Source organism: Ramlibacter sp. PS3R-8, from assembly GCF_037572435.1.
Lineage (GTDB): Bacteria > Pseudomonadota > Gammaproteobacteria > Burkholderiales > Burkholderiaceae_C > Ramlibacter.
Genome location: NZ_JBBHGT010000001.1, coordinates 211,805 through 237,867 on the forward strand (window position 1 = coordinate 211,805; position 26,063 = coordinate 237,867).

At 69.3% G+C, this 26,063-nt stretch carries 25 protein-coding genes; 18 read left to right on the forward strand and 7 right to left on the reverse strand.

All coding sequences use genetic code 11. The annotated features are described in order from the left end of the window. Positions 1-70: 70 nt before the first annotated feature. A complete protein-coding gene (gene acs / locus WG902_RS01025) occupies positions 71-2,056 on the forward strand; it encodes an acetate--CoA ligase (protein ID WP_340058017.1) in 1,986 nt (661 codons plus the stop codon). Between the two features lie 140 nt (positions 2,057-2,196). On the opposite strand, the gene WG902_RS01030 is transcribed toward acs, so the two are convergent. After that, the gene (locus tag WG902_RS01030; protein WP_340058018.1) at positions 2,197-2,502 is read right to left on the reverse strand and encodes a c-type cytochrome; all 306 of its coding nucleotides are present in this window, start codon (positions 2,500-2,502) and stop codon (positions 2,197-2,199) included. A 104-nt stretch (positions 2,503-2,606) separates the two neighbouring features. Between WG902_RS01030 and WG902_RS01035 the strand changes: the two genes are divergently transcribed. Next, positions 2,607-2,849, forward strand: coding sequence for a TIGR04438 family Trp-rich protein (locus tag WG902_RS01035; protein ID WP_340058019.1), 243 nt, complete (start codon positions 2,607-2,609; stop codon positions 2,847-2,849). Between the two features lie 115 nt (positions 2,850-2,964). On the opposite strand, the gene ilvD is transcribed toward WG902_RS01035, so the two are convergent. Beyond that, on the reverse strand, positions 2,965-4,662 hold the full coding sequence (gene ilvD / locus WG902_RS01040; protein ID WP_340058020.1) for a dihydroxy-acid dehydratase: 1,698 nt from the start codon (positions 4,660-4,662) through the stop codon (positions 2,965-2,967). 96 nt (positions 4,663-4,758) lie between these two features. On the opposite strand from ilvD, the gene WG902_RS01045 reads away from it, so the two are divergent. The 8 genes from WG902_RS01045 (at position 4,759) to WG902_RS01080 (ending at position 12,609) form a co-directional block, all read left to right on the forward strand. Next, a complete protein-coding gene (locus tag WG902_RS01045; protein WP_340058021.1) occupies positions 4,759-5,664 on the forward strand; it encodes a LysR family transcriptional regulator in 906 nt (301 codons plus the stop codon). Between the two features lie 21 nt (positions 5,665-5,685). Next, entirely contained in the window at positions 5,686-6,531 is an 846-nt protein-coding gene (lgt, locus tag WG902_RS01050) for a prolipoprotein diacylglyceryl transferase (protein ID WP_340058022.1), read from the forward strand. A 214-nt stretch (positions 6,532-6,745) separates the two neighbouring features. Further along, positions 6,746-7,411, forward strand: coding sequence for a GntR family transcriptional regulator (locus WG902_RS01055; RefSeq protein WP_340058023.1), 666 nt, complete (start codon positions 6,746-6,748; stop codon positions 7,409-7,411). After that, the gene (locus tag WG902_RS01060) at positions 7,408-8,706 is read left to right on the forward strand and encodes a malonyl-CoA decarboxylase (protein WP_340058024.1); all 1,299 of its coding nucleotides are present in this window, start codon (positions 7,408-7,410) and stop codon (positions 8,704-8,706) included. The genes WG902_RS01055 and WG902_RS01060 overlap by 4 nt, the downstream gene beginning before the upstream one ends. Positions 8,707-8,749: 43 nt before the next feature. Continuing rightward, positions 8,750-9,745: a Bug family tripartite tricarboxylate transporter substrate binding protein gene (locus tag WG902_RS01065; RefSeq protein WP_340058025.1), complete on the forward strand. Its 996-nt coding sequence runs from the start codon at positions 8,750-8,752 to the stop codon at positions 9,743-9,745. Between the two features lie 66 nt (positions 9,746-9,811). Further along, a complete protein-coding gene (locus WG902_RS01070) occupies positions 9,812-10,594 on the forward strand; it encodes an enoyl-CoA hydratase/isomerase family protein (protein WP_340058026.1) in 783 nt (260 codons plus the stop codon). A gap of 15 nt (positions 10,595-10,609) precedes the next feature. Beyond that, positions 10,610-12,136: a malonate--CoA ligase gene (locus WG902_RS01075; RefSeq protein ID WP_340058027.1), complete on the forward strand. Its 1,527-nt coding sequence runs from the start codon at positions 10,610-10,612 to the stop codon at positions 12,134-12,136. A 98-nt stretch (positions 12,137-12,234) separates the two neighbouring features. Beyond that, a complete protein-coding gene (locus WG902_RS01080) occupies positions 12,235-12,609 on the forward strand; it encodes a hypothetical protein (RefSeq protein WP_340058028.1) in 375 nt (124 codons plus the stop codon). Positions 12,610-12,632: 23 nt separating this feature from the next. On the opposite strand, the gene WG902_RS01085 is transcribed toward WG902_RS01080, so the two are convergent. Further along, positions 12,633-16,022, reverse strand: coding sequence for a CheR family methyltransferase (locus WG902_RS01085; RefSeq protein WP_340058030.1), 3,390 nt, complete (start codon positions 16,020-16,022; stop codon positions 12,633-12,635). Between the two features lie 115 nt (positions 16,023-16,137). On the opposite strand from WG902_RS01085, the gene WG902_RS01090 reads away from it, so the two are divergent. The 4 genes from WG902_RS01090 to cysK all read left to right on the forward strand — a co-directional run bounded on the left by WG902_RS01090 (position 16,138) and on the right by cysK (position 18,948). Then, positions 16,138-16,485 carry a hypothetical protein gene (locus tag WG902_RS01090; protein WP_340058031.1) on the forward strand — a complete coding sequence of 116 codons (348 nt, stop codon included), beginning with the start codon at positions 16,138-16,140 and terminating at the stop codon, positions 16,483-16,485. A 64-nt stretch (positions 16,486-16,549) separates the two neighbouring features. Then, positions 16,550-17,212 (forward strand): DUF4130 domain-containing protein, encoded by a 663-nt coding sequence (locus WG902_RS01095; RefSeq protein ID WP_340058032.1) that lies wholly within the window; start codon positions 16,550-16,552, stop codon positions 17,210-17,212. 72 nt (positions 17,213-17,284) lie between these two features. Further along, entirely contained in the window at positions 17,285-17,956 is a 672-nt protein-coding gene (locus WG902_RS01100; protein ID WP_340058033.1) for a DUF4130 domain-containing protein, read from the forward strand. 71 nt (positions 17,957-18,027) lie between these two features. Beyond that, positions 18,028-18,948, forward strand: a complete 921-nt coding sequence (gene cysK, locus WG902_RS01105; RefSeq protein WP_340058034.1) for a cysteine synthase A — start codon at positions 18,028-18,030, stop codon at positions 18,946-18,948. 85 nt (positions 18,949-19,033) lie between these two features. On the opposite strand, the gene WG902_RS01110 is transcribed toward cysK, so the two are convergent. Further along, positions 19,034-19,588 carry a hypothetical protein gene (locus WG902_RS01110; RefSeq protein WP_340058035.1) on the reverse strand — a complete coding sequence of 185 codons (555 nt, stop codon included), beginning with the start codon at positions 19,586-19,588 and terminating at the stop codon, positions 19,034-19,036. Between the two features lie 203 nt (positions 19,589-19,791). On the opposite strand from WG902_RS01110, the gene WG902_RS01115 reads away from it, so the two are divergent. Both WG902_RS01115 and WG902_RS01120 read left to right on the forward strand, forming a co-directional pair. Then, on the forward strand, positions 19,792-21,423 hold the full coding sequence (locus tag WG902_RS01115; protein WP_340058036.1) for an AAA family ATPase: 1,632 nt from the start codon (positions 19,792-19,794) through the stop codon (positions 21,421-21,423). A gap of 8 nt (positions 21,424-21,431) precedes the next feature. After that, entirely contained in the window at positions 21,432-22,313 is an 882-nt protein-coding gene (locus tag WG902_RS01120) for a general secretion pathway protein GspB (protein WP_340058037.1), read from the forward strand. 11 nt (positions 22,314-22,324) lie between these two features. On the opposite strand, the gene WG902_RS01125 is transcribed toward WG902_RS01120, so the two are convergent. Both WG902_RS01125 and WG902_RS01130 read right to left on the reverse strand, forming a co-directional pair. Further along, the gene (locus WG902_RS01125; protein ID WP_340058038.1) at positions 22,325-22,912 is read right to left on the reverse strand and encodes a DUF6064 family protein; all 588 of its coding nucleotides are present in this window, start codon (positions 22,910-22,912) and stop codon (positions 22,325-22,327) included. Further along, positions 22,909-23,796, reverse strand: a complete 888-nt coding sequence (locus tag WG902_RS01130) for an aldo/keto reductase (RefSeq protein WP_340058039.1) — start codon at positions 23,794-23,796, stop codon at positions 22,909-22,911. Before WG902_RS01130 ends, WG902_RS01125 begins: the two co-directional genes overlap by 4 nt. A 56-nt stretch (positions 23,797-23,852) precedes the next feature. On the opposite strand from WG902_RS01130, the gene WG902_RS01135 reads away from it, so the two are divergent. Continuing rightward, the gene (locus WG902_RS01135) at positions 23,853-24,425 is read left to right on the forward strand and encodes a histidine phosphatase family protein (protein ID WP_340058041.1); all 573 of its coding nucleotides are present in this window, start codon (positions 23,853-23,855) and stop codon (positions 24,423-24,425) included. Positions 24,426-24,465: 40 nt separating this feature from the next. Here the strand turns inward: WG902_RS01135 and WG902_RS01140 are convergent, their stop codons facing one another. After that, positions 24,466-25,167 (reverse strand): hypothetical protein, encoded by a 702-nt coding sequence (locus WG902_RS01140; protein ID WP_340058042.1) that lies wholly within the window; start codon positions 25,165-25,167, stop codon positions 24,466-24,468. 201 nt (positions 25,168-25,368) lie between these two features. Between WG902_RS01140 and WG902_RS01145 the strand changes: the two genes are divergently transcribed. Further along, entirely contained in the window at positions 25,369-25,935 is a 567-nt protein-coding gene (locus WG902_RS01145; protein WP_340058043.1) for a bactofilin family protein, read from the forward strand. Positions 25,936-26,063 lie beyond the last annotated feature (128 nt).

Below are 26,063 nucleotides of genomic sequence, written 5' to 3' on the forward strand. Positions count from 1 at the left end.
GTCAGTGGCTTGTAAGTGCTTCGCCTGACAGTAGCGCCAACGATCATCTGCCCCCTGAGGAGACAAGTCCATGAGCGCCATCGAGTCCGTCCTGGTCGAGAACCGTTTGTTCCCACCCACCGACGCCGTGATCAAGGCGGCCCGCATTTCCGGCATGGCGGCCTACGAGGCGCTGTGCCGCGAGGCGGACCGGGACTTCGAGGGCTTCTGGGCGCGGCTGGCGCGCGAGAACGTCCAGTGGATCAAGCCGTTCACGAAGACCCTCGACGAGTCCAAGGCGCCGTTCTACAAGTGGTTCGAGGACGGCGAGCTCAACGCCAGCGCCAACTGCCTGGACAAGCACATCGGCACGCCAGTCGAGAACAGGACGGCGATCGTCTTCGAGTCGGACGGCGGCGAAGTGAGTCGCATCACCTACAAGGAACTGCTGGCGCGCGTCAGCCAGTTCGCCAATGCGCTCAAGGCGCAGGGCATCCGCAAGGGCGACCGCGTCGTCATCTACATGCCGATGGGCGTGGAAGGCGTGGTGGCGATGCAGGCCTGTGCGCGCATCGGCGCGACGCACAGCGTGGTGTTCGGGGGCTTCTCCGCCAAGTCGCTGCAGGAACGCATCATCGACGCCGGCGCGGTGGCGGTGATCACCGCCAACTTCCAGATGCGCGGCGGCAAGGAGTTGGGCCTGAAGTCGATCATCGACGAGGCGCTGGCCATGGGCGGCTGCGAGTCCATCCGCACCGTGCTGGTGTACATGCGCACGCCGACGCCGTGCAACATGGTGGCGGGGCGCGACAAGACCTTCCAGCAGGCGCTGGAGGGACAGTCCAGCGAGTGCAAGCCCGAGCCGGTTGGCGCGGAGCACCCGCTGTTCATCCTCTACACCTCCGGCTCCACCGGCAAGCCCAAGGGCGTGCAGCACTCCACCGGCGGCTACCTGTTGTGGGCCAAGCTCACCATGGACTGGACCTTCGACATCACGCCGAAGGACTTGTTCTGGTGCACGGCGGACATCGGCTGGATCACGGGCCACACGTATGTCGCCTACGGGCCCCTGGCCGCCGGCGCCACGCAACTGATCTTCGAGGGCATCCCCACCTTTCCGCACTCGGGCCGCTTCTGGCAGATGATCGAGAAGCACAAGGTGAGCGTGTTCTACACGGCGCCCACGGCCATCCGCTCGCTGATCAAGGCGGCCGAGACGGACGCCAAGGTGCACCCGAAGAACTGGGACCTGACGTCGCTGCGCATCCTGGGGACCGTCGGGGAACCGATCAATCCGGAAGCGTGGATGTGGTACCACCGGAACGTGGGCGGCGAGCGCTGCCCGATCGTCGACACGTTCTGGCAGACCGAGACGGGGGGCCACGTCATCACGCCGCTGCCCGGCGCCACGCCCACCGTGCCGGGTTCGTGCACGCTGCCGCTGCCGGGCATCATGGCCGCCATCGTCGACGAGGCCGGCAAGGACGTCCCCAACGGCTCCGGCGGCATGCTGGTGATCAAGCGGCCCTGGCCGTCGATGATCCGCACCATCTGGGGCGATCCGGAGCGCTTCAAGAAAAGCTATTTCCCGGAGGAAATGGGCGGCAAGCTGTACCTCGCGGGCGACGGCGCGGTGCGTGACGCGAAGACGGCGTACTTCCGCATCACCGGCCGCATCGACGACGTGCTGAACGTGTCGGGCCACCGGCTCGGCACGATGGAGATCGAGTCGGCGCTGGTGTCGAAGACCGACCTGGTGGCCGAGGCCGCGGTGGTGGGGCGGCCCGACGACCTGACGGGCGAGGCGATCTGCGCGTTCGTGGTGTTGAAGCGCTCCCGCCCGACCGGTGAAGAGGCGAAGAAGATCGCCACCGAGCTGCGCAACTGGGTGGCCAAGGAAATCGGCCCGATCGCCAAGCCCAAGGACATCCGCTTCGGCGACAACCTGCCCAAGACGCGCAGCGGCAAGATCATGCGGCGGCTGCTGCGGTCCATCGCCAAAGGCGAGAAGATCACGCAGGACATCACCACGCTGGAAAATCCAGCCATCCTGGATCAGTTGTCGGAGACGAATTGATGGTAATGGCGGGGTCGCTTCGCGAACCCGCCCTACGCCGATGCCCGAGACGCGTGGTGACCTGTAGGGCGGGTTCGCGACAGCGACCCCGCCAAAGCAAAAGGCCTGCGCAAGCAGGCCTTTTCATTGCCGGGGTGGGCTTATTTAATCGACATCACCCACGCCGCAAGCTTCTTCGCCTCGGCTTCGTTCACCTGCGGATTGGCGGGCATCGGCACGGGACCCCAGACGCCGGCGCCGCCCTTCTGGATCTTGACGGCCAGCTTGTTGACGGCTTCCTTCTGCCCGGCGTACTTGAGCGCGACCTCCTTGTAGGCGGGGCCGACCAGCTTGCGGTCCATGGCGTGGCAGGTCATGCAATTCTTGGCATGGGCCAGCGCCTGGTCCGCCAGCGCGGGCGCGCAGACTGCAACCAGCGCGGCCAGTGCGAACAGGGCTCGTTTCATCAAGGGCATCCTCTCGGTTCGGGTACATTTCTTCAACGCCATTGTACGGACCGGCGTTGACGCTGCCGCGTCGTGTTCATCGCATCGAAACAATCGGAGGGCGCATGCTGTTCCTGGGCTTGGGCATCATCCTGCTGGCCTTGAAGTACCTCGAGTTCGGGGCCGTGGCCGAATGGTCCTGGTGGATCGTGCTGTCGCCCTTCGCGGTGGCGGTGGCCTGGTGGACGTGGGCCGACTGGTCCGGCTACACCAAGAAGAGGGCGATGGACCGCGAGAACGTGCGCAAGCAGGCGCGCATCGACAAGAGCCGCGAAGCGCTCGGGCTGGGCATCAAGAAGCGCAAGTAGGTCGGCTGACGCCGGGGTCGGCTGCGCCGAACCCGGCCTGCACGACGACTCGGCCACACGGCGCCACACGACTGCCCGTAGGCCGGGTTCCGCAAAGCGGACCCCGGCCACCCCCTCAATAGAGGTCCAGCACCGCGCCCTTGCTCGCGCTGCTCGCATTGAACGCGAACTTCGCCTGCACCCCGCGCGTGTAGCGCGGTGCGGGCGCCGTCCAGCCGGCGCGGCGCTTCGCGATCTCCGCGTCGTCCACGTTCAACTGCAGCTTGAGCTGGTGCGAGTCGATGGTGATCGAGTCGCCTTCCTTCACGAAGGCGATCGTGCCTCCCGCCGCCGCTTCCGGCGCCACGTGGCCCACGACCATGCCCCAGGTGCCGCCCGAGAAGCGGCCGTCCGTGATCAGGCCGACGCTCTCGCCCAGGCCCGCGCCGATCAGCGCGCCGGTCGGCGCCAGCATCTCGGGCATGCCGGGGCCGCCCTTGGGACCCAGGTAGCGCAGCACCATCACGTCGCCGGCCTTGACCTTGCCCGCCAGGATCGCCTGCAACGCCGACTGCTCGTCATCGAACACGCGGGCGGGGCCGGTCATCACCGGGTTCTTCAGGCCGGTGATCTTGGCGACCGCACCTTCCGGTGACAAGTTGCCTTTCAGGATGGCCAGGTGCCCTTGCTTGTACATGGGTTGTCCGATCGGCCGGATCACGTCCTGCCCGGCCTTGGGCTGCGCGGGAATGTCCGCGAGCGTCTCGGCGATGGTCTTGCCGGTGATCGTCATGCAGTCGCCGTGCAACAGGCCGGCCTCCAGCAGGATCTTCATCACCTGCGGGATGCCGCCCGCTTCGTGCAGGTCCACCGCCAGGTACTTGCCGGAGGGCTTGAGGTCGCACAGGACGGGCGTGCGCTTGCGGATGCGCTCGAAGTCGTCGATGGTCCACTCCACCTCCGCCGCGTGGGCGATGGCCAGGAAGTGCAGCACCGCGTTGGTGGAGCCACCGGTGGCCATGATCACCGCCACCGCGTTCTCCAGCGCCTTGCGCGTGACGATGTCGCGCGGCTTGATGTCCTTCCGGATGGCCTCCATCAGCACCTTGGCCGATTCCTTCGCCGAGTTCTGCTTCTCGTCGTGCGGATTCGCCATGGTGGAGGAATAGGGCAGGGACAGGCCGAGCGCCTCGAAGGCGGACGACATGGTGTTGGCGGTGTACATGCCGCCGCAGGAACCGGTGCCGGGAATCGCGGCCTGCTCGATCTCGCGCAGGTCGGCGTCGCTGATCTTGCCGGCGGCGTTCTGGCCCACCGCCTCGAACACGCTGACGATGTTCAGGTCCTGGCCGCGCCACTTGCCCGGCAGGATCGTGCCGCCATAGACGTAGATGGCCGGAACGTTGGCGCGCAGCATGCCCATCATGCCGCCGGGCATGTTCTTGTCGCAGCCGCCGACCACCAGCACGCCGTCCATCCACTGGCCCTGCACGCAGGTCTCGATGCAGTCGGAGATGACCTCGCGGCTGACCAGCGAATACTTCATGCCTTCGGTGCCCATGGCCATGCCGTCGCTGATCGTGGGCGTGCCGAAGATCTGCGCGTTGCCGCCGGCCTCCTCGATGCCCTGCACCGCCGCGTCCGCCAGTTTCTGCAGGCCGCTGTTGCACGGCGTGATGGTGCTGTGGCCGTTGGCCACGCCGACCATGGGCTTGCCGAAGTCCGTCTCCTTGTAGCCCATGCCGTAGTACATGGAGCGGTTGGGAGCGCGGGACTTGCCCTCGGTGATGTTGGAGCTGCGCAGCGGCTGGATGGGGATGGTCTTCTTGTCCATGGTCTCGGTGGGGCGTGGCGGGGAAGGGCCGGAGTATGCGCCGGCGCAGTGATTCTTTCCAATCCTTCATTCCCGCCGCAGTAATATGCGCGGCGTATGAGTGAATCTCTCGTCGAACTGCGGTTGTGGCGCCAGTTCCTGGCCGTGGCCGAAGAGCTGCATTTCGGCCGCGCGGCCCGGCGGCTGCACATGACGCAGCCCCCGCTGACCCAGGCGATCGCGCAGCTGGAAAGGCTGATCGGCGTGCGTGTGTTCGATCGCACCAAGCGCAGCGTCCAGCTCACGGCCGCAGGGGAGGTCCTGGTGCCGCAGGCCCGCGAACTGCTGGCGCGCGCCGCGGCGCTGCCTCCCCAGGCGCGTGCCGCAGCCGGCGGCGCGCTCGGCCGCCTGCGCATCGCCTTCGTTTCCACCGTCGGGTTCTCGCTGCTGCCGCAGTGGGTGCGCGCCTTCCGCGGCCAGTATCCGCAGGTGCAACTGGAGCTGGTGGAGGCCACGGGTGACGTGCAGTTGCAGGCGCTGGAACGCGGCGACGTCGATGCTGGCTGCATGCTGCACTCGCCGCACTTCGCGCCCGCCGGCCTGTCCCACCTGCGCGTGGCGCGCGAGCCGCTGGTGCTGGCGTTGCCGGAGTCCCATGCGCTCGCCAGCGCGACCCGGCTGTCGCTGGCGGCCGCCCTCGCCGAGCCGCTGGTCCTGTTTCCGCGCCGGGTGGTGCCTTCGCTGCACGATGCCATCCTCGGCATGTACCACGCCGGCGGGCACGAGCCCCGCATCGCGCAGGAGGCGATCCAGATGCAGACCATCGTCAACCTGGTGGCAGCCGGGCTGGGGCTGGCGTGGGTGCCGGACAGCGTGCGCCAGTTCCAGCGCGACGGCGTCACCTACCGCCAGCTCGGCGGCAGGCAGGCCGCGGGCGTTCCGGGCTGCGAGACCAGCCTTGTGTGGTCCCGCGCCTCGCCCGCGCTGGAGAGGTTCATCGCCTGCGTCCGTGCGCACGCCTGACGTGCGCCACAATATCCGCCCATGCTGATTCACCCCAAGATCGATCCCGTCGCGCTGCAGATCGGGCCCGTCGCCATCCACTGGTATGGCCTGACCTACCTGCTGGCCTTCGGCTTGTTCATCGCCCTGGCGCACCTGCGGCTGCGGCACGAGCCCTTCCGTTCGCTCCATGGGGATGGCCCCGGTGCGTGGAGCCGCAAGGACATCGAGGACATGCTGTTCGTCGGCGTGCTCGGCGTGGTGCTGGGCGGCCGCCTGGGCTACTGCCTGTTCTACAAGCCGGGCTACTACCTGCAGCATCCGCTGGAAATCTTCTTCGTCTGGCAGGGCGGCATGAGTTTCCACGGCGGGCTGATCGGGGTGATCCTGTCGCAGGTCTGGTACGCGCGCAGCCGCGGCAAGCCGTTCTGGCAGGTGATGGATTTCATCGCGCCCTGCGTCCCATTGGGGCTGGCAGCGGGCCGCCTGGGCAATTTCATCAACGGCGAGCTGTGGGGCCGCGCGGCGGACCCGGACCTGCCGTGGGCGATGGTCTTTCCGCAGAGCGGCACCGCCATCCCGCGCCATCCGTCGCAGCTTTACGAACTGCTGCTGGAGGGCCTGGTGCTGTTCGTCCTGCTGTGGCTGTATGCCCGCAGGCAGCGCAAGGAAGCGCAGGTGTCGGCCATGTTCCTGATCGGTTATGGCGTGACGCGGTTCACGGCGGAGTACTTCCGCGAGCCCGATGCGCACCTGGGCATCCTGGCCTTCAAGATGAGCATGGGCCAGTGGCTGTGCATCCCGATGATCCTGGGCGGCGTGCTGCTGTGGGTCTGGGCGGAGACCCGGGACGTTCCGGTGCGGCCGAACCGGACCGCGGCTCGCTGAGGCTGGAAAGCGGGAGCGGGTACAGGACGCAGAAGGCGCAGAAGTTACGCAGAAGGCGCAGAAAAAAACAAAGCCTTCTGGATGTCCTTTTGCGTCTTCTGCGCAACTTCCGCGTCTTCTGCGTCCGGCTGTCCGTCTTTTTCTGTGCACTCGACACACCCCGCCGCTCCATGCATAATTATCCGTAATTACAGGAAATTACGGCGGCGCCAACATGCGAGTGGTCCAGAGCTCCCTGCACGACGACGTGGCTGCGCAGCTGCGCGAGCGCATCTTCGCGGGCGCGCTGCCCCCCGGCACCTTCCTCGACGAGGTCCGGCTCGCCGAGGAGATGAGCATCTCGCGCACGCCGCTGCGCGAGGCGCTCAAGGTGCTCACCGCGGAAGGGCTGGTCCGCCACGAGCCGCGCCGCGGCTGCTTCGTCAACGAGGTGACGGAGCAGGACCTGGACGAGATCTTCCCCGTGATCGGGCTGCTCGAAGGGCGCTGTGCCTACGAGGCCGCGCAGCATGCGTCCGACGCCGACCTGCAGACGCTGGAGGTGCTGCACCAGAAACTGGCGAAGCACGCCAGGGCGCGCCGCATCAACGAGTACTACGAAGCCAACTTCGCCATCCACGAGGCGATCATCCGGCTGGCCGACAACCGCTGGCTGGCCAGCGTGATCGCCGACCTGCGCAAGATCCTGCGGCTGGCCCGCCTGCAGCAGCTGCACGCGCCCGGGCGGCTGGACCAGAGCCTCTCGGAACACCTGGCCGTGTTCGCCGCGCTGAAGGCTCGCGATGCCGACGGCGCGGAGGCCGCCATGCGCACCCACCTGCAACGCCAGCGCGAAGCCCTGCGCGAGCTGGCGCGCGCCCAGCGTTCGAGGTTGGCATGACCGAAATCACCGCTCCGGCCAAGGCACCGCCACGGTCCACGCGCGAGCGCCTGGCGGCGACCTGGCGCAAGGACACGGAGGCGCTGTCCCCCCGGGTGCTGCGCCGCACGCTGGCGGAACTGCAGGCCATCGTCGACCCGCGGGCCAGCGAGGTGGAGGGCGGCCGGCGCGCCCGCGCCTTCGCCGACTGGTACGCAGGCGCCCCGGCGGAACAGCGCCGCGATGCCTGGCTGCTGATGAGCGAGCAATTCGGCGCGGACCCGAAGAAGATCCATTCCGCGCGCGAGCATTACGAAGCGGTGCAGGGCACGCCGGAAGAGGGCGCGGCCGAAATCCGCCTGCGCCGCGCGCTGGTCTCCGCCCGCACCCGGCTGCTGCAGCGCTTTGCCGCTTTTCCCGCCGGGATGCGCTTCCTGGTGGACCTGCGTGCCGAGCTGCTGCCGCACCTGCGCGGCGACAAGCGCCTGCTGCCGCTGGACGCGGAGCTCGAGACGCTGTTCTCGACCTGGTTCGACGTGGGCTTCCTCGAGCTGCGGCGGCTGAGCTGGGACTCGCCGGCGTCGCTGCTGGAAAAGCTGATCAAGTACGAGGCGGTCCACGACATCCGCAGCTGGAGCGACCTGAAGAACCGGCTGGACAGCGACCGCCGCTGCTATGGCTTCTTCCACCCGCGCCTGGACGGCGAACCGCTGATCTTCGTCGAGGTGGCGCTGACGGACAGCATGTCCGACTGCATCACCCCGCTGCTCGACGAGTCGGCGGCCGTTTCGGACATGGACAAGGCAACCACCGCCATCTTCTATTCCATCAGCAACACGCAAGCCGGCTTGCGCGGCGTCAGCTTCGGTGACTCGCTCATCAAGCACGTGGTCGAGACGCTCAAGGCCGAATTCCCCAGGCTCAAGACGTTCGCGACCCTGTCGCCGATCCCCGGCTTCCGCGCCTGGCTGGCCAGGCACGCGCCGGCCGACAAGCTCGCGAGCTGGGAAAAGCCGCTGGAGCTCGACGCCAAGGCGCCGCAGCGCCAGGAGCTGCTGTCCTGGGCCGCCCGCTACCTCGGCCGGGAGCTGCAGGACGGCAAGCCCCTCGACCCGGTGGCGCGATTCCACCTCGGCAACGGGGCGCGCGTCGAGCGCCTCAACTGGGCGGGCGATCCGTCCCCGAAAGGCCTCAAGCAGTCCTTCGGGCTCATGGTGAACTATCTGTACGATCCGAAGCGGCTGGACAAGCATCGCGCCACGCTGTCGCAGGGAGTAATCCCCATGGCTGCGGCCATCGAGGACCTGTACCGTTAGCGCTTCCCCCGGCAGTCCAGAAAACCAAAGGAGACACAAAGACATGCATTCCTCCCGCCCCACCCGGCGCGACGTCCTGCGCGTGGCCGCGGCCGGCGCTGCCGCCGCAGCCGTTCCCTTCGTCCATGCGCAGTCGTCCGCCTGGCCGGCCAAGCCGGTCCAGATCATCGTGCCCTTCCCCGCAGGCGGCGGCACCGACGCCTTCGCGCGACCGCTGTCGGCGCAGTTCGCCGAGCAGACCAAGCAGCAGCTGGTGATCGACAACAAGGGCGGCGCCGGCGGCACCGTGGGCGCCACCCTGGCCGCGCGCGCTGCGCCGGATGGGTACAACTTCTTCATGGGCGCGGTGCACCACACCATCGCACCGTCGATCTATCCCAAGCTGGACTACGACCTGCAGAAGGACCTGGTCCCGATCTCGCTGGTGGCGCGCGTCCCGCAGGTGATCGTGGTCAACCCCACGCGCATCCCGGCGAAGGACTTCAAGGAATTCCTCGCCATGGTGAAGGCCAACCCGGGCAAGTACAACTACGCCTCGGCCGGCAATGGCACTTCGCACCACCTCGCGGGCGAGCTGTTCAAGCTGCAGACCAGGACTTTCATCACCCACATCCCTTACCGCGGCGCGGGCCCCGCGCTGCAGGACCTGATCACGGGCAGCGCGGACCTCATGTTCGACGGCCTCGGCTCCTCGGCCGCCCACATCAAGGGCGGCCGCATCAAGGCTCTGATGGTGGCGGGCAGCGCGCGCAATCCGGCGCTTCCGGATGTCCCTTGCGCGGCGGAAATGGGCTTGCCCGACTACACCGTGACCACCTGGTACGGTGTCTGGGCGCCCAAGGGCACGCCGGCGGACGTGCAGCAGCGCATGGCCGAAGAGATCCGCAAGGCGATCCAGTCCGAGCGCCTCAAGGGCGTGTGGGCCGCGCAGGGCGCCGAGTTCCCCAACCTGTCGCAGCAGCAGTTCGCCGGCTTCATCGACTCCGAGATCAAGCGCTGGGCCACGGTGGTGAAGGCTTCGAACGTGAAGGCGGACTGAGCACGCCATGACGGGACAGGTGCGGCTGGCATTGCTGGGGTCACGTGAAGGCGGACTGAGCACGCCATGACGGGACAGGTGCGGCTGGCATTGCTGGGGTCGGTGGGGCGGGTGACGCTCTCGCACCCCGGCAAGCTCGACGCGATGTCCCGCGCCATGTGGGGCGAGCTGCGCGACGCCTTCCTGCGCATCCAGGAAGAACGCACGTTGCGCTGCGTCGTGATCCGCGGCGAGAACGGCGGCTTCTGCGCCGGCGGCGACATCGCGGAATACCCGTCCTTCCGCTTCAATCCCGAGTCGCTGCGCCTCTTCCACGAGGAGGAGGTGTGGGGCGGCCTGGGCGCCATGCTGGCCTGCGAAGTGCCCATCGTGGCGGAGATCGAGGGCGCATGCATGGGCGCGGGGCTGGAGATCGCCAGTTGCTGCGACATCCGCATCGCCGGCAACTCCGCGCGGTTCGGCGCGCCGATCGCCCGGCTCGGCTTCCCCATGGCGCCGCGCGAATTGCAACTGGTGGCGGCCGTCGCCGGTGAGGCGACGCTGCGCGAGATGCTGCTGGAAGCGGCGATCCTGGACGCCGCCGAGATGAAGGCGCGGGGCTTCCTGCAGCGCGTCGTGCCCAACGAGCTGCTGGCGGATGAATGCGAGGCCACCGCCGGCCGCGTCGCGCAACTGGCGCCGCAGGCGGCGCGCATGAACAAGCGCATGCTGCGCCGGCTCGCCGGCCAGCCGGCCGACGCGGCGCTGCCCGCCGACCTGGCGCAGCGCGCCTACGATTACGCAACCAGTGCCGAACATCGCGAAGGCATCTCCGCCTTCCTCGAAAAACGGCGTCCCCGCTTTCCCTAGGACAATCGTTCGACGATGGACAACCGCAACCTGTTCGCGGCGCTGCGCGCCGCCTTCCCCGCCAACCTCGATGCCGTCGCCGTCGAGACGGACACGGGCCTGGCCTACAGCTGGAGCGACCTCGAGCGCGCCACGGCGATGATCGCCAACCTGCTGGCGTCGCTGAAACTGGAGGAGGGCGCCCGCATCGCGGTGCAGGTGGAGAAGTCGGTCGAGGCGATGCTGCTGTACCTCGCGACCCTGCGCGCCGGCTACGTTTTCCTGCCGCTCAACACCGCCTACCAGAAGGCGGAGATCGAATACTTCGTCGGCAACGCCGAACCGGCGGTGGTGGTGTGCAGCCCGGCCAACTTCGGCTGGGTCAGCAAGATCGCGTTCCAGGCCGGCACGCACCACGTCTTCACGCTCGGCGACGAGCGCAATGGGTCGCTGCTGGAGCGCGCCGCGCGGCATTCCGACCAGCACGAGCCCGTGGCCCGGCGCGACGACGACCTCGCGGCCATCCTGTACACCAGCGGCACCACGGGGCGCAGCAAGGGCGCGATGCTCACGCACGGCAACCTGCTGTCGAACGCGCAGGTGCTCAAGGCGTACTGGGGGTGGCGGGAAGGCGACGTCCTGATCCACGCGCTGCCCATCTTCCACGTGCACGGCCTGTTCGTCGCGCTGCACGGGGCGCTGCTCAATGGCAGCAAGATGATCTGGTTCGGCAAGTTCGACCCGAAGAAGACGATCGAGCGGATGCTGGATGCGACGGTCTTCATGGGCGTGCCCACGCTCTACACGCGGATGCTCGCAGAGTCGCGCCTGAACAAGGTGGTGGCGCGCAACATGCGCCTGTTCATCTCCGGCTCGGCGCCGCTGCTGCTGGAAACCTTCCAGGCGTGGCAGGAGCGTACGGGCCACACCATCCTGGAGCGTTACGGCATGAGCGAGACCATCATGTTGACCTCCAATCCGTACGACGCCAGGGACGGCGAGCGTCGCGGCGGCACCGTCGGTTTCCCGCTGCCAGGCGTTGGCGTGCGGGTGCGGGACGACCAGGGACAGGACCTGCCGGCCGGGGAGATCGGCGCAATCCAGGTGAAAGGGCCGAACGTCTTCAAGGGCTACTGGCGCATGCCGGAAAAGACGAAGGAGGAATTCACCGAGGATGGCTGGTTCAAGACCGGGGACGTCGGCAAGGTGGACGAGCGTGGCTACGTCACGATCGTGGGGCGCAGCAAGGACCTGATCATCAGCGGCGGCTACAACGTGTACCCGGCGGAGATCGAGGGCTACCTGAACGACATGCCTGGCGTGGCGGAAAGCGCCGTGGTGGGCGTGCCGCACCGCGATTTCGGCGAGGTCGGCGTGGCCGTCGTCATCGCGAAGCCGGGGGCCGCGGTGCAGCCGGAGGAGCTGATCGCGTCGCTGAAGTCCCAGTTGGCGAACTTCAAGATTCCCAAGCGCTGCTTCGTCGTCCAGGAGTTGCCCCGCAACACGATGGGCAAAGTGCAGAAAAACCTGTTGCGGGAGCAGCACAAGGAACTTTTCGCCTGAACGTTGCGTCGGCGCTAGCAATTCCGCTGCCAGGACGGAAGGACCTGTTCACATCTGGAAACGCGGCGTAGACTGGCCATCTACGTGAAGTCACATCCATGTCCGCGTTAGACAAGAGTGCCGTCGAAGCCATCGCGCTGCAGCTGGTCGACGCGCTCGAACGCTATGCCGCGGACACCACGCAGCTGGTCGCCAACTGGCCCGACCTGGAGCGCTACCGCTCCGTCAGCGAGCAGATCGACCAGATCCGCCTGTTTGTCTCGGGGTTGCCAGAAGCCCGCGTGCAGTGGGTGGAGCTGCTGATCGCGCATGCCGAACTGGTGCACCTGTTGTGGCGGGCACATTACGGGCACGGCGGCGTGACGCTGGACGACACGCTCCACGCGCGCCTGCACCACACGGACTCGGTCGCCGCCTTGCGCAGCAGTTGCCTGCGCATGGTTTCCAAGCCGCAGCGGCCCCTCTCGAACTGATCGGCGGCCGCCGGCCTGCCGGATCACTCCGGATCGGGCTCCGGGCGGGTGAGGTCGCGCAGGATCTTCACCAAACCCACCGCCTCGCCGGCCTGGTTGCGCATCAGCATCATGATGCCGGTGCCACGGAAGCGGCTGCCGTCCTTGCGCTGGTGGAAGCGCTCGTCCGCCGCGCGTCCCTCGCGCCGGGCCGTCGCCGCTTCCTTCTCCGGCCCCCTCGCCGCACGGTCCTCCGGTGTGAAGATCACGTCGGCGGAATCGCCCAGCATCTCTTCGCTGCGGAAGCCGAGAAGCCGCTCCGCGCCCGTGTTCCAGCTGGTGACCCGCCGCTCGAGGTCGGTGGAGAAGATCGCGTACTCGACCGCGTTCTCCAGGATCAGCCGCAGCCGCTCCTCGCTCTGGCGCAGGGCTTCCGCGGCCGCCCGCGTGGCGGTGATGTCGCGTGCGATCACCGTGCCGGCCAGCACGCGGCCTTCCGCGTCCTGGATCGGGGACATCGTGAGGGCGACGTGGACCTGGCTGCCGTCCTTGCGCCGCCGGACGGTTTCGAAATTGTTGATGGACAGCCCGGCGCCCAGCTGGCCCATCAGGACGTCGTGTCCATCCGCCCCTTCACCCGACAGCATCGCCATCGGCCGGCCGACGGCTTCCTCCACCGTGTAGCCGAACAGGCGCTGCGCGCCGTTGTTCCAGCTGACGATGGTGCCGTCCAGTCCGAAGCTGATGATCGCATCGGAGGTGGAGGTCACCACCGCCGACAGCCACATGCGCACTTCCTCGGCCTGCTTGCGCTCGGTGATGTCGATGAACGTGAACACCACGCCCGCGATGTGGTCGTCCACCGTGCGGTACGGCATCAGCCGCGCCAGGAACCAGCTGCCGTCGGCGTGGCCCACTTCGCGCTCGATGGGGACCAGCTTGCCGAGCACCCTGCGCGCGTCCGCGCCGAGCTGGGGGTAGTCGATCTGCGCCGCCATGTCCGTCAGCGGCCGGCCGATATCGCCGGGGATCAGGTTGAACAGCTGCACCGCAGCCGGCGTGAAGCGCGTGATGCGCAGCTCGCGGTCCAGGAAGATGGTCGCGATCTGGGTCGCGTCCATCAGGTTCTGCATGTCGCTGTTGGAGTGGCTCAGCTGCTCGACCTTGGTCTTCAGTTCCTGGTTGACGGTGGCGAGTTCCTCGTTGATGGACTGCAGTTCCTCCCGGCTCGTTTCCAGTTCTTCCGTCGCGGCCCGCATCTCCTCGTTCATGGCCTGCAGCTCCTCGTTGCTGGCCTTGAGTTCCTCCGAGGACGCCTCGTACTGCTCCACGGTCTCGCGCAGGTGCGATTTCAGCCGTTCGATCTCCGCGTCGAGGTGCCGCGCCAGCGGGTCGGATTCCAGCCGCGCCGCGCGGGCTTCCGCCGTCTCCGGGCCGGCCTCGACCTCGAACAACACGACGAACAGCGTCTCCCCGACCTCGCGCGCGGGCACCACCCGGATCGCGGTGGCGACGTTGCCGCCCGCCACCGCCAGGTTCACCACGGGGATCCGCACCTCGACGCCGCGCTGCGCCGCCTGGAGGAGGGCGGCGCGCAATTCCAGCCGCACGTCCGCCTGCATGGCGTGCAGCAGGTTGTGGCTCGGCGCGCCGCCGGCCAGCTGCAGGAAGCGGCCCGCGCTCGGGGAGAGATGGACGATGTCGTAGTCGGCGTCGACCACCAGCGAAGGCGGCGCCAGGCGCTCCAGCAGGTGCAGGTGCGTTTCGCTCCACGCCGACGGCGCGCGGGGCATGTCGTGGCCGCGCGGCGGCCGGTCGGCGCCGGCAGCCGGCGGCATGTCGAAGACGTGGCCCGTGACCAGCGGGGCCCGCACGAGGTTCTGGCTTTCCAGGGCCTTGGCCAGGGTCTCGGAAGCATCCGTCAAGGGAATGCCGTTGCGCGTGCTGGGGCGTTGCTGGTAGATCCGGTGCTTCTTGTCCACCACGCTGAAGAGGGGGCTGCCCTCGTCCATCGACTCGGAGGAGCCGAGGAACAGCTTGCCATGCGGCAGCAGCGAGAAGTGCAGGGTCTCGAACACGCGCTGCTGCGCCTCGCGGTTCAGGTAGATCAGTAGGTTGCGGCAGGACACCATGTCCTGGCGCGAGAACGGCGAGGTGTGCAGCACGTCGTGCGCCGCGAACAGCACCGTCTCCCGCAGTTCGCGCCGCACGCGGTAGCCGCGGGACTCCCGCATGAAGAAGCGGCGCAGGCGCTCCTCGCTCACGTCGGCCTCGATCGCCGGCGGGTACACGGCGTCGCGCGCGACCTGGACCGCCCGCTCGTCCAGGTCCGTCGCGAACACCTGCACCAGCGGCGGGGCGTCCAGCGTGCGGGCATGTTCGCTCAGCAGCATGGCGATGCTGTAGGCCTCCTCGCCGGTTGCGCAGGCCACCACCCACACCCGCACGGCGTCGCCCGGCCCCTTGCCGGCGAACAGCGCCGGGATCTGGGTTTCGAGGGCCGCGAAGCACTCGGGGTCGCGGAAGAAGTTGGTGACGCTGATCAGCAGGTCCTGCACGAAGGCTTGGCACTCGCCCGGCCGGGTGCGCAGGCAGATGAGATAGCCCGCGAGGTTGTCCACGCCGTTGACCCGCATGCGCCGTGCCAGCCGGCGCAGCATCGTCGCCCGCTTGTAGAAACTGAAGTCACGGCCGGTGCGGGCCTGCATGAAGTTCAGCACGTCACGCAGGCCGGTCTCCTCGGCACCGGCCGCGGATGGGTCCCGCGGCGGCTCCTCCGGCGGCAAGGTGATGGCGCTTTCCAGCCGGAAGTACGCGAGCAGCCGCGCCGGCATGTCCTGGACCGGCAGCACCCAGTCGACCATGCCCGTGTCGATCGCCGTGCGCGGCATGCTGGCGTGCATGGCCTGGCCCGGGTCCTGTGCCACGGTCAGCCCGCCGCGCTCCTTGATGCGCTTGATGCCGATGGAGCCGTCGCCGTCCATGCCGGACAGGACCACCGCCGCCGCGTGGGCGCCGTGGCTGTCCGCCAGCGTGCGGAAGAACATGTCCACCGTCACGTGGCGCGCCCGGCCCTCCGGGATGTCGACGAGCTTGAGTTCGTCCCCGTCCGATTGCAGCAGCTTGCCCGGCGGGATGACATAGACGGCGTCGGGCTCGACCGTGAGCGTGTGCTCCACCTTCACCACGCGCATGGGGGTGCAGCGCTGGATCAGTTCGGCCAGGATGCTGTGGTGGTCGGGCGCCAGGTGGATGACCACCACGAAGGCCAGCCCGGACCGCGCCGGCATGGTGTTGAAGAAGGCCTGCAACGCCTCGATGCTGCCGGCCGAGCCGCCCAGGCCCACCAGCGGCACCTTCCGGTCGCCGTCGCTCGGGATGACGTCGTCCGTCGCGTCCCGCTCGCTGCCTTCCGCATTGACCGCTGCGCTCATCCCGTTCCCTTCGTGGCAGCGCGATTATGCGGCGGGGTGCGGCGACTCGCGGGCCAGCTGTTTCTGCAAGGCCCGGCTTCCGCGCCCCCCGAATCGTTTTACACTGCTCCGGCAAATGTCCGCACCGCAAAGCCAGGCGCTCAGCGCCATCGCGTTCCAACTGGCGGCCACCCTGGAAGCGTACGACGAGGCCGTCGTCGCCATGCTGGCGGCGCCGCTGGATCCCGACCTCTACCGCCGCGTGAGCGCGCAAATCGACCAGATGCGCATGTACGCCGCCGCGCTGCCCACGCTCTCCGGGGCCTGGGTCGAGGTGCTGATCCGGCATTTCGAACTGACGCACGGGTTGTGGCGAGCGCAACGCGAGCCCGAAGCCGTCGCTCTGCAGGAGCTGCACGCGCAGCTGCGCGACTCCGTCCAGCGCCTGTCGAAGCGCTGCTTCCAGCTCATGCCTGCGGCCTGAAACACCCGCACTGCTCGGGGCGAGGTCCTACAGTCGCGCTTGTCCGGCGCGCCCAGACTGCCCCATGCGCATCGATCTTGCCAGCCCCATCGACGTCGGCGACTTCCGGTTGCGGGCGAATGACTTGCTTGCGCACCAGGTCTTACCGGCGGATATCGACTGGCATGCGGATGCTTCCCTTTCCAGCGGCTGCGTGGTCCACGGCAAGGGTGCAGGCACGCCGATGCGGCCGTCCGCCCTGCATTCCATCGTGCCCCGCTCGTTCGTTCGACTGACCGAACTGGTGGTGCTGCACCGCGACGCCGGCCGCTTTGCACTGTTGTACCGCCTGCTCTGGCGCCTGGTGCACGAACCCGAGCTGGCCGGCGCCAGCGGCGACCGGGACATGGCGCTGGCCCAGAGCATGGCGCAGGGAGTGCGGCGCGACGTCGTGAAGGTGCGCAATGGGCTGCGCCTGCGGGCCCTGGCTCCGCTGGCCGGCGTGCCGCTCGCCTACGCCTGGTGCGATCCGCACCATCGGGTGACCGAGGTGGTGGCCGAGTCACTGACCCGCACGCAGCCGGCGCCGGCATGGCTGCTGGCCAGCCCGGACCGCTGCGTGCTCTGGACCGGGGATCAGCTGCTTTGTGGCCCCGGGGTGGACGCCGTGCAGGCGCGCGCGATGAACGATGAGAAGTGGCACGACCTGGCAGTGGAGCTGGCGGAGTCTTCCCTCGAAGCTGTCTGATCGGCAGCGACCGTCGAGCGAATAAAAGGTTCCTCGGCCGCCGCACGCGCCGCCGAACGGCGTCACAATGCGATGGATTCCATTCGCGTGCCGTCCTTGCAAGTCCCGTTGTCCCACCAGGTCGACATTGCCGGTTTCCACAGCGAAGCCACGCGCTTGCTCGCCCAGCTGGTGCCGCCGGAAACCGTGCAGTGGAGCGCGGCCCCGGCGCAGACCGTGGGCAAGGAGGCCGTGGATGCAACCCGGGCCCTCATCCACAACCGCGCCGCCCGCGCGATCATTCCGCAGTCCTTCATCCGCATGAGCGAGCTCGTGGTCCTGCACCGCGATCCGCAACGCTTCGACTTGCTGTACCGCTCCCTCTGGCGGCTGGTGTACGAGCCGGAGCTGCGGCACCACCTGGAAGACCACGACCTCGCGCGCCTGCGGCAGATGGCGCAGGCGGTGCGCCGCGACATCCAGAAGATGAAATCGAAACTGGCCTTCCGCCCCCTGCAGCTCAAGGGCGAAGCAGTTCCGGTGGCATGGTACGAGCCCACGCATTACGTCGCTGAAACGGTGGGCGCGTGGCTGGCGCGGCGGGATCCGGCGATGCGATGGATCCTGCTGACCCCGGACCGCAGCATGCGATGGGATGGCGGCACGCTGCTTTGCGCGCCCGCCGTGGTGCCGCCGCGGGATCCGTGCGCCGCGCGCAGCGACGCCGAGTGGGGCAGGGTGCTGGAGGCGATGCCCTGGGTCTGAACCGGGGTTCGGTTGCGCGCTCGCCGCGGGCCTGCGTCAGAATGGCTCCCTCACCGGCGAAGGAGACTCCCATGAAAGCCAACAGCGTCCTCGACACCATCGGCCGCACCCCGCACATCCGCATCAACCGCCTGTTCGGCGACAGCCACCAGGTGTGGGTGAAGTCGGAGCGCTCCAATCCCGGCGGCTCGATCAAGGACCGCATCGCGCTCGCGATGGTGGAAGACGCGGAGCGCAGCGGCAAGCTCCAGCCGGGCGGCACCATCATCGAGCCCACCTCCGGCAACACCGGCATCGGCCTCGCCATGGTCGCCGCCGTCAAGGGCTACAAGCTGGTGCTCGTGATGCCGGACAGCATGTCCGTGGAGCGTCGCCGCCTCATGCTCGCCTATGGCGCCAGCTTCGACCTGACGCCGCGCGAGAAGGGAATGAAGGGCGCGATCGCCCGGGCCCAGGAGCTGGCAGGGCAGACCGCCGGCGCGTGGATTCCGCAGCAGTTCGAGAACCAGGCCAACGTGGAGGTGCACGAGCGCACCACGGCGCGGGAGATCGTCGAGGACTTCCCGCAGGGCCTGGACTACCTGATCACCGGCGTCGGCACCGGCGGCCACATCACGGCGTGCGCGCGCGTGCTCAAGCAGAAATGGCCGAAGCTGAAGGTGTTCGCGGTGGAGCCGGTGGCCTCGCCGGTGCTGTCGGGCGGGCAGCCGTCGCCGCACCCGATCCAGGGCATCGGCGCGGGCTTCATCCCCAAGATCATGAACACCGAGCTGCTCGATGGCGTGATCCAGGTCGACGCCGAGCCGGCGCGCGAGATGGCGCGCCGTTCGGCGCGCGAAGAGGGCATCCTGGTCGGCATTTCCTCCGGCGCCACGCTGGCCGCGATCGCGCAGAAGCTCAAGGACATTCCGGCGGGCGCCACGGTGCTCGGGTTCAACTACGACACGGGCGAGCGCTACCTGTCGGTGGAAGGCTTCCTCCCGGCGGCTTGAGCTTGTGGCGGGGTCGCTTCGCGAACCCGCCCTACCAGGCGGCGTTTCACGTAGGGCGGGTTCGCGAAGCGACCCCGCCAAGCGATCACGGCGAGTTGAACGGCCGCGACGGCAGGTTCATGTCGCCCGAGAAGCTGAAGTCGCTGCGCGTGCGCTTCCATTCGCTGCCGTCGTCGCCGATCAGCTGGCGGCAGCGCATGAACAGGCTGTCCAGCGCGGCATCCTGGGTGTCGCGCAGCTGGTGGTAGCGCGGGTCCGCGTAGTGCGGCGGCAGCCCGGCGTGCGTCAGCCGCAGGATGTGCTGTTCCCACAGGTACTGCATCAACTCGCGGTGCGTTTGCAGCAGCTTGAGCATCAAGGGTGACAGTTCGGGGAAATGCGCGTCCTTGATGCGCACGGCCTGTTCCAGCGGCGGCGGCACCGTCAGCGCGTCGGCCTTGGCATGCATCAGCGGCTCGTCGCGCTGCCAGTCGACCCACACCGTGTACGCCTTCAGGCAGTCCATCAACTGGTAGCCGGCCGTGCGCCGGCGGGCCACCCGCTTCGCGAACGCCACGCGCAGCCGCCACAGGACGAAGGCGACCGCGAGCGCGACCGTCACGATCAGGAGCGGGAATGCAAAGTCCAGGGCGGCGGACACGGAAACCGGCGCGATGCGCTGTTGTTGGGGGGTGGCGGCATTGTCCTCCTATGCCCGGTTCCGTACAGAGCGGACGCCGGGCGGCGGGGGCGCAGGGACAACCGGTTGCTCGGCAGCGGGCCGCCGCCAATTGGTGCACAGCCAGCGGTCCGCCAGGGCTGTCGTGTGTCACCGGGTTACATGCGGCCTGTATGCTTGGCGCCATGTATGCCGCGTATTTCGGGCTGAAACAGGAGCCGTTCTCCATCGCCCCGGACCCGCGCCTGCTGTTCCTGAGCGAGCAGCACCGCGAGGCCCTGGCGCACCTGCTGTACGGGGTGCAGGGCGGCGGCGGCTTCGTGCTGCTGACCGGCGAGATCGGCACCGGCAAGACCACCGTGTGCCGCTCCTTCCTGGACCAGGTGCCGGACCACGTCAACCTGGCCTACATCTTCAATCCGAAGCTCACCGTGCTGGAACTGCTGGAGACCGTGTGCCACGAATTCGGCATCGCGGTGCAGCTGCCGACCCACCGGCCGGCCACGGTGAAGGACTCCCTCGATCCGCTGAACGCCTTCCTGCTGCAGGCGCACGCCGCCGGCCGCAGCAGCGTGCTGGTGATCGACGAGGCGCAGAACCTGTCGGCCGAGGTGCTGGAGCAGTTGCGGCTGCTGACCAACCTGGAGACCAGCGAGCGCAAGCTGCTGCAGATCATCCTGATCGGCCAGCCGGAACTGCGCACGATGCTCGCCCGCCCGGAACTGGAGCAGCTGGCGCAGCGCGTCATCGCGCGCTACCACCTGCAGGCGCTGCGCGAAGGCGAAACCTCGCAGTACGTGCGCCACCGCATGGAAGTGTGCGGCCTGCAGGGGCCGTTGCCGTTCGACCGGCGCTCGCTGGCCCGCGTGCATGCCGCCACGGGAGGGGTGCCGCGCCGCATCAACCTGCTGTGCGACCGCGCGCTGCTCGGCGCGTATGGCAACGGCGAGGCGCAGGTGACCCGCCGCACCATCGACCAGTCGGTGGCCGAAGTGTTCCCGCGCGAGGCGCGCGCACCGGCTGGCTGGCCGCGCATGGCCCTGGCGGGCAGCGTCGGCGTGCTGGCCGGCGCCGGCCTGCTGTTCGCGGCGACGCGCGGGGTGGAGCACATGGGCGTCGTCGCCGAGCGCGCCACCCTGAAAGCGCCGCCGGCCGCCGTGGCGCAGCCGCTGCGCGTCGCGGTGCCCACGCCGCCCGCCGCCGCGCCGGCCACCATCAAGACCGCCACCGCGCCGGTGTTGCTGCGCGACGAGCAGCAGGCCTGGCGCGAACTGGCGCAGGCTTGGAAGCTGCCGGTCGCCGACGGCCGCCCGTGCGACCTGCTGGCGCGCGAGCGGGTGCAGTGTTTCGCGAAGCCGCTCGACCTGTCGGTGATCCGGCAGCTGGCCCGGCCCGGCATCGTGACGCTCGACGCCGGCACCGGCCAGCCTTCCTACGCCATCCTTTCGGCGCTGACGGACCAGACCGCGACCTTGCGCGCCGCGGGCACGGAGCAGACCGTGACGCTCGCTGCGCTGGCGCAGCGCTGGCAAGGCGATTTCGCCACCTTGTGGCGGGCGCCCGAGGGTTACCGCGACAGCCCGCGCGACGGCGACAAGGGCCCGGTCGTTGACTGGGTGGCGCATCGGCTCGCGTCCGCCACGGGGGCCGAGGCCCCGCAACCCGGCGCGGCGCTCGACGCGGCCCTGCGGGCCCGCGTCCGCGCTTTCCAGCGGGCCCAGGGCCTGCCCGTCGACGGCCATCCGGGACCGCTGACCATCATGCAACTCAATCGCGCGAGCGGGGTCGACGAGCCGCGCCTGCGCCAGGAGCCTTAGGCACACCCATGTCCTACATCCTCGACGCCCTGCGCCGCGCCGATGCCGAGCGCGAACGCGATCCTTCGCGCGGCATCCATGCGCAGCCGGCCGCCGTGCTGCCGCGCGATGCCCAGCCGCCGCGCGAGCCGTGGGTGCTGGCGGGCGTGGCCGTGGTGGTGGCCGTCGCCGGTGGGTACCTGCTGGTGGGCCCGGATCGACAGCGGGCCGATGCGCCCGTGGCCCGCGTCGAGGCGGTGAAGCCGGCACCGGTTGCGGTGACTCCCCCGGCGGCCCCCGAAGTGGTGCCCGTCGCCGCAGTGGTGCTGCCGCCGCCACCCCCGGCGCCGGCACGAACCGCGCAGCGCCCCGCAGGGACCAGCGACGAGCGGGTGGTGGTGAAGGCACCGGTCTTCGCGCGGCTGGCGCCCACGCCGCCACAGCCGGGCGTCACCTCGTCCGATACCGCCCCGCCAGGCGCCGCGCCATCCGCGCCGCCCGCCGCCCCGCCGTCCGTTGCGCCATCCGCCCCGCCCGCCATGGCGCCGGCGGCGCGGCCCGCAGCCGCGCCTTCGACCGCGCCAGCGGCCGGCCCGTCCGCCGCGCCATCCACCGCGCCCACCACCGGGCCCTCCGCCGCTCCATCGGGCGCCGCCGCCCCCGCCAGCGCCGCGCCGGCGGGACGCATCGTCGCGGTGTCCGAGCTGCCGGCCGATGTGCAGCGCGAGTTGCCCAAGCTCGTGATCGCCGGCGGCGTGCATTCGGAGAACCCCTCGCAGCGAATGCTGATCGTGGGCGGGCAAGTTCGCTCCGAAGGCGCCGAACTTGCGCCGGGCTTGGTGCTCGAGCAGATCCGCGCCAGCTCCGCGGTGCTGCGTTTCAAGGGCTGGCGCTACAGCGTGAGCTTCTAGCGCCGCATCGGTCAGGCGAGCAGCCAGCGCGTCGCCATCCCAAGGGCCAGCGAGAGCGCCGGCAGCGTGCACAGGACGGTGCGCGTCCCGGCGTGCATCGGCATGACGCACAGCGCGCCGATGGTTGCAAGTGCGGTGGGGTCCGGCATCCAGCCGAACACCTCCGCCTCGCGCGTCGCATGGCCCGTCATGGGCGCCAGCAGCGGGTAAAGCGCCGCCACCGCGAGCAGCGCGAGGCCGAAGGCGCGCACTGCTGCGCTCGTTGTGCCATGCCAGGGCGCCAGTGCCGCGAGCAACAGCAGCAGCGCCTGCACGCCGCACGCGGCAGCCACCCACGGCGCGCCCAGGAAGATTTCCGCGTAGAGCTTGGCATGAAAGAACCAGCCAACGGCGGCCCATGCCAGCGCAAGCAGGAGCAGGGCAACGCGGCGCATCGCCGCCGCATCCCGCGCCATCAGCAGGGGGAGCGCGAGCACGGCGGCCTGCCCGAGCACCTGTACGGGCCAGCCGGCCTCGTTGTGTCGCGCCACCAGCCGCCAGTAGGCCTGCGGCGAGAACATCAGGAAGTCGGACAGCCCGTAGGTCCACCACTCCGTCATAGGCCGGCGATGTGGCCGGCGATGCGGCGCCGCATCGCCTCGTCCGGCATGCGGCCCCGCGCCGCGGCCAGGTTCTCGCGCACGTGCTCGACGCGGCGGGTCGCGGGAATCGCGCAGGTGACCGCCGGATGGCTGATGATGAACTTCAGCACCAGTTGGGCCCAGCTGGTGCATTCGATGTCCGCGGCGAACGCCGGCAGCGGATGCCGCTGCAGCTTGCGCAGCAGCGCGCCCTCCTGGAACGGGCGGTTCACCAGCACGGCGATGCCCCGTTCCGCCGCCAGCGGGAGCAGCCGCTGCTCCGCCTCGCGGTCCACCGGGTTGTACGAGAACTGCGCGAAGTCGAGCCGCTGCGTGCGCAGGAGCTCCTCGAACTCGCGGTGCCGCCGGCCTTCGGAGGTCGTGATGCCGACGTGGCGCAGCCGGCCCTCGGCCTTCATCCGCTGCAGCAGCGGCAGCTGCTTTTCCCAGGCGAGCAGGTTGTGCACCTGCAGCAGGTCGAAGCGCGGCACCTTCCACAGCACGCGCGACGCTTCGACCTGCGCGGCGCCGTCGCCGCCGGTCCAGACCTTGTCGGCGGAGAAGGCCCGCTCCTGCGCCTTCAGCGTGGCCAGCGCATCGCCCACCACGCCCTGGGAGGAGCCGTACATGGGCGAGGAGTCGATGACGCGCCCGCCGCCCTCCAGGAAGGCCCGCACCACCTGTGCGCATTGGGCGCGTGCCGGCGGATCCTGTCCCACGTTGAACGTGATCCAGGTGCCGAGGCCGATGCGGGGCACGGCCTCGCCGCTGGAAGGGATCGCACGCGTGAGCAGCGATGGCTGGGCCGCTGCCTGGCCGGCGGCGGCGAGGGAAGACCACTGCAGCAAGGTGCAGCGCTTCATCGCTTCAGCCTAGCACGCGGGGCAGCGTTTAGGATGGCCGGCACATGGAGGTGCGCATGACCCAGGCAAGGACGTGGCGCTGGCTGCTGGCCGGTGTGCTGGCGATCGCCGCGACGGTGGCGCAGGCCGACGACGCCCTGTGGGCGCTGCTGCGAGAAGGCGGCCAGGTGGTGGTGATCCGGCATGCCCTGACCGATCCCGGCGTCGGCGACCCGCCGGGCTTCCAGCTGGGGGAGTGCCGCACGCAACGCAACCTGAGCGAAGAAGGCCGCGGCGAGGCTCGCCGCCTCGGCGATGCGCTGCGCGCGCGCCGCGTGCCCGTGGCCGGCGTCCAGTCCAGCCCGTGGTGCCGCAGCATGGAGACCGCGCAGCTGGCGTTCCGCCGCGCCGCGCAGGCGCAGCCGGCGCTGGGCAACCTGTTCGGCCGGCCGGAACGCGAGGCGCAGCAGGTGGCCGACCTGCGCCGGCTGGTGCAGGCGCCGGCCGGCGGCGGCAACCTGTTCCTCGTGACGCATGGATCCACCACGCTGGCGCTGACCGGGGTGTCGCCGGCGACGGCGGAGATGGTGGTGCTGACGCCGCAGGCGGGCGGCGGATTCAAGGTGGCGGGGCGCTTGCGCGTGCCGTAGGCTGGGGTGGCGGCAGGAACCCCAGCGGTGCGCGCTGCCCTCAGTCGTTCACCGCCTGCGGCGGCTGGAAGACGCTCCAGCGGCCGTCCTTGAACAGGTACAGGCCGGAGGAGATGCGCGTGCGGTCATTGCTCGCGAACAAGGCGGCCGCGCTGAAGCGCAGCGAGGTGACGGCCGCCGCGTCGTCCGCCCTGGCGAACACCAGGCCGCCGCGCGTCGGCACCGCCGCGACCAGGCCGGCCGGCGAAGCGCGCAGCTGGTCGAGCCAGAACGCGCGATCCAGGAAGTAACTGCTGTCCAGGTCCGGCGAGCCGCCATGCACCTGCATCAGGCCGCCGGACCAGGGCGCGGCGACCGGCTGCCCGTAGCGGCGCCGCAGGTTGTTGACGGCGCGGGACAGCGCCTGCTCGGGCGACAGGCGCAGCATTTCCAGGTCTTCGGGCGAGGCGCTCTGCACGCGGCGCTCGCCGTCGAACACCAGCCGCAGGTGCATGTCGCCGAGATACTGGAACCAGCTGGCCTCGAACTCGATCTCGCGGCCGTCGGAAAGCTTCGCCTTGATCTTGCCGAAGGGCGCGAGCGCCTCGTCCTGCTTGTTCGCGCCGGGCGATTCGCGCAGCACCACCAGCAGGTTGCGCTCGCTGACGTCGAAGCGCTCGGACTCCCTGTCGGCGGCCGGCGCGCCGGCGGTGGCAGCCAGCAACGCGCCCCAGGCGCACAGCGATCGCAGCGAGTGCTTCATCGTGTCCCTCCGTCCTGCTCCATCGTGCAGCGCCCACCCGCGCCGCGCAAGGACGTCGTGCATGCACGGTGGCGACCGCGCGCACCACGTCGGCTGCGCGCAACGCCATTCGTTACCCTTCTTGCGTCAAGCGGCTTTTCTGTTATCGATCGGCTGCGTAGCATCGGCAGCTCTTCACTTCCACTCTCAGAGGCTCGCTCCATGGCATTGCAATCCCCCTTCTTCAACAACAACAGCGCAAAGCGCGAAGACACCTATCCCCGCGGCGGCGTGAGCCCCAATGCCGCGGCCCAGGCGAACGCGCAGGCCGCCACGGCCTCCGCCGCCACGGCCGCCACCGCCGTTCCCGCGAACGCGGGCGTGAAGGAAGGCGAGAGCAAGCTGACCGTCGGCCCGAACATCAAGCTCAAGGGCGTGGAGATCACGGACTGCGACACGCTGGTGGTGGAAGGTTCGGTCGAAGCGACGATGGACTCGCGCGTGATCCAGATCTCCGAGCGCGGCGCCTTCAAGGGCTCGGCCGAGATCGACGTCGCCGAGATCCGCGGCCTGTTCGAGGGCAACCTCACCGTGCGCCAGAAGCTGGTGATCTATTCCACCGGCAAGGTTTCGGGCAAGGTGCGCTACGGCAAGCTGGTGGTCGAGGAGGGCGGCCAGCTCTCCGGCGAGATCGAAGCCGGCACGGGCGGGCAGGCCAAGGCCGCCAACCCTGCCGCCGCCACGGCCACGGCAGCGTCCGCCAGGCCGGCACTGCAGCCGGTGCAGTAAGAAGAAAGCCGGACTTCCGGACGCAGAAGGCGCAGAAGCTGCGCACGCAAAAGACGCAGAAAAATCCAGTTGGATTCCCTTTTGCGTCTTCTGCGTAACTTCTGCGTCCTCTGCGTCCGGTTGTTGGC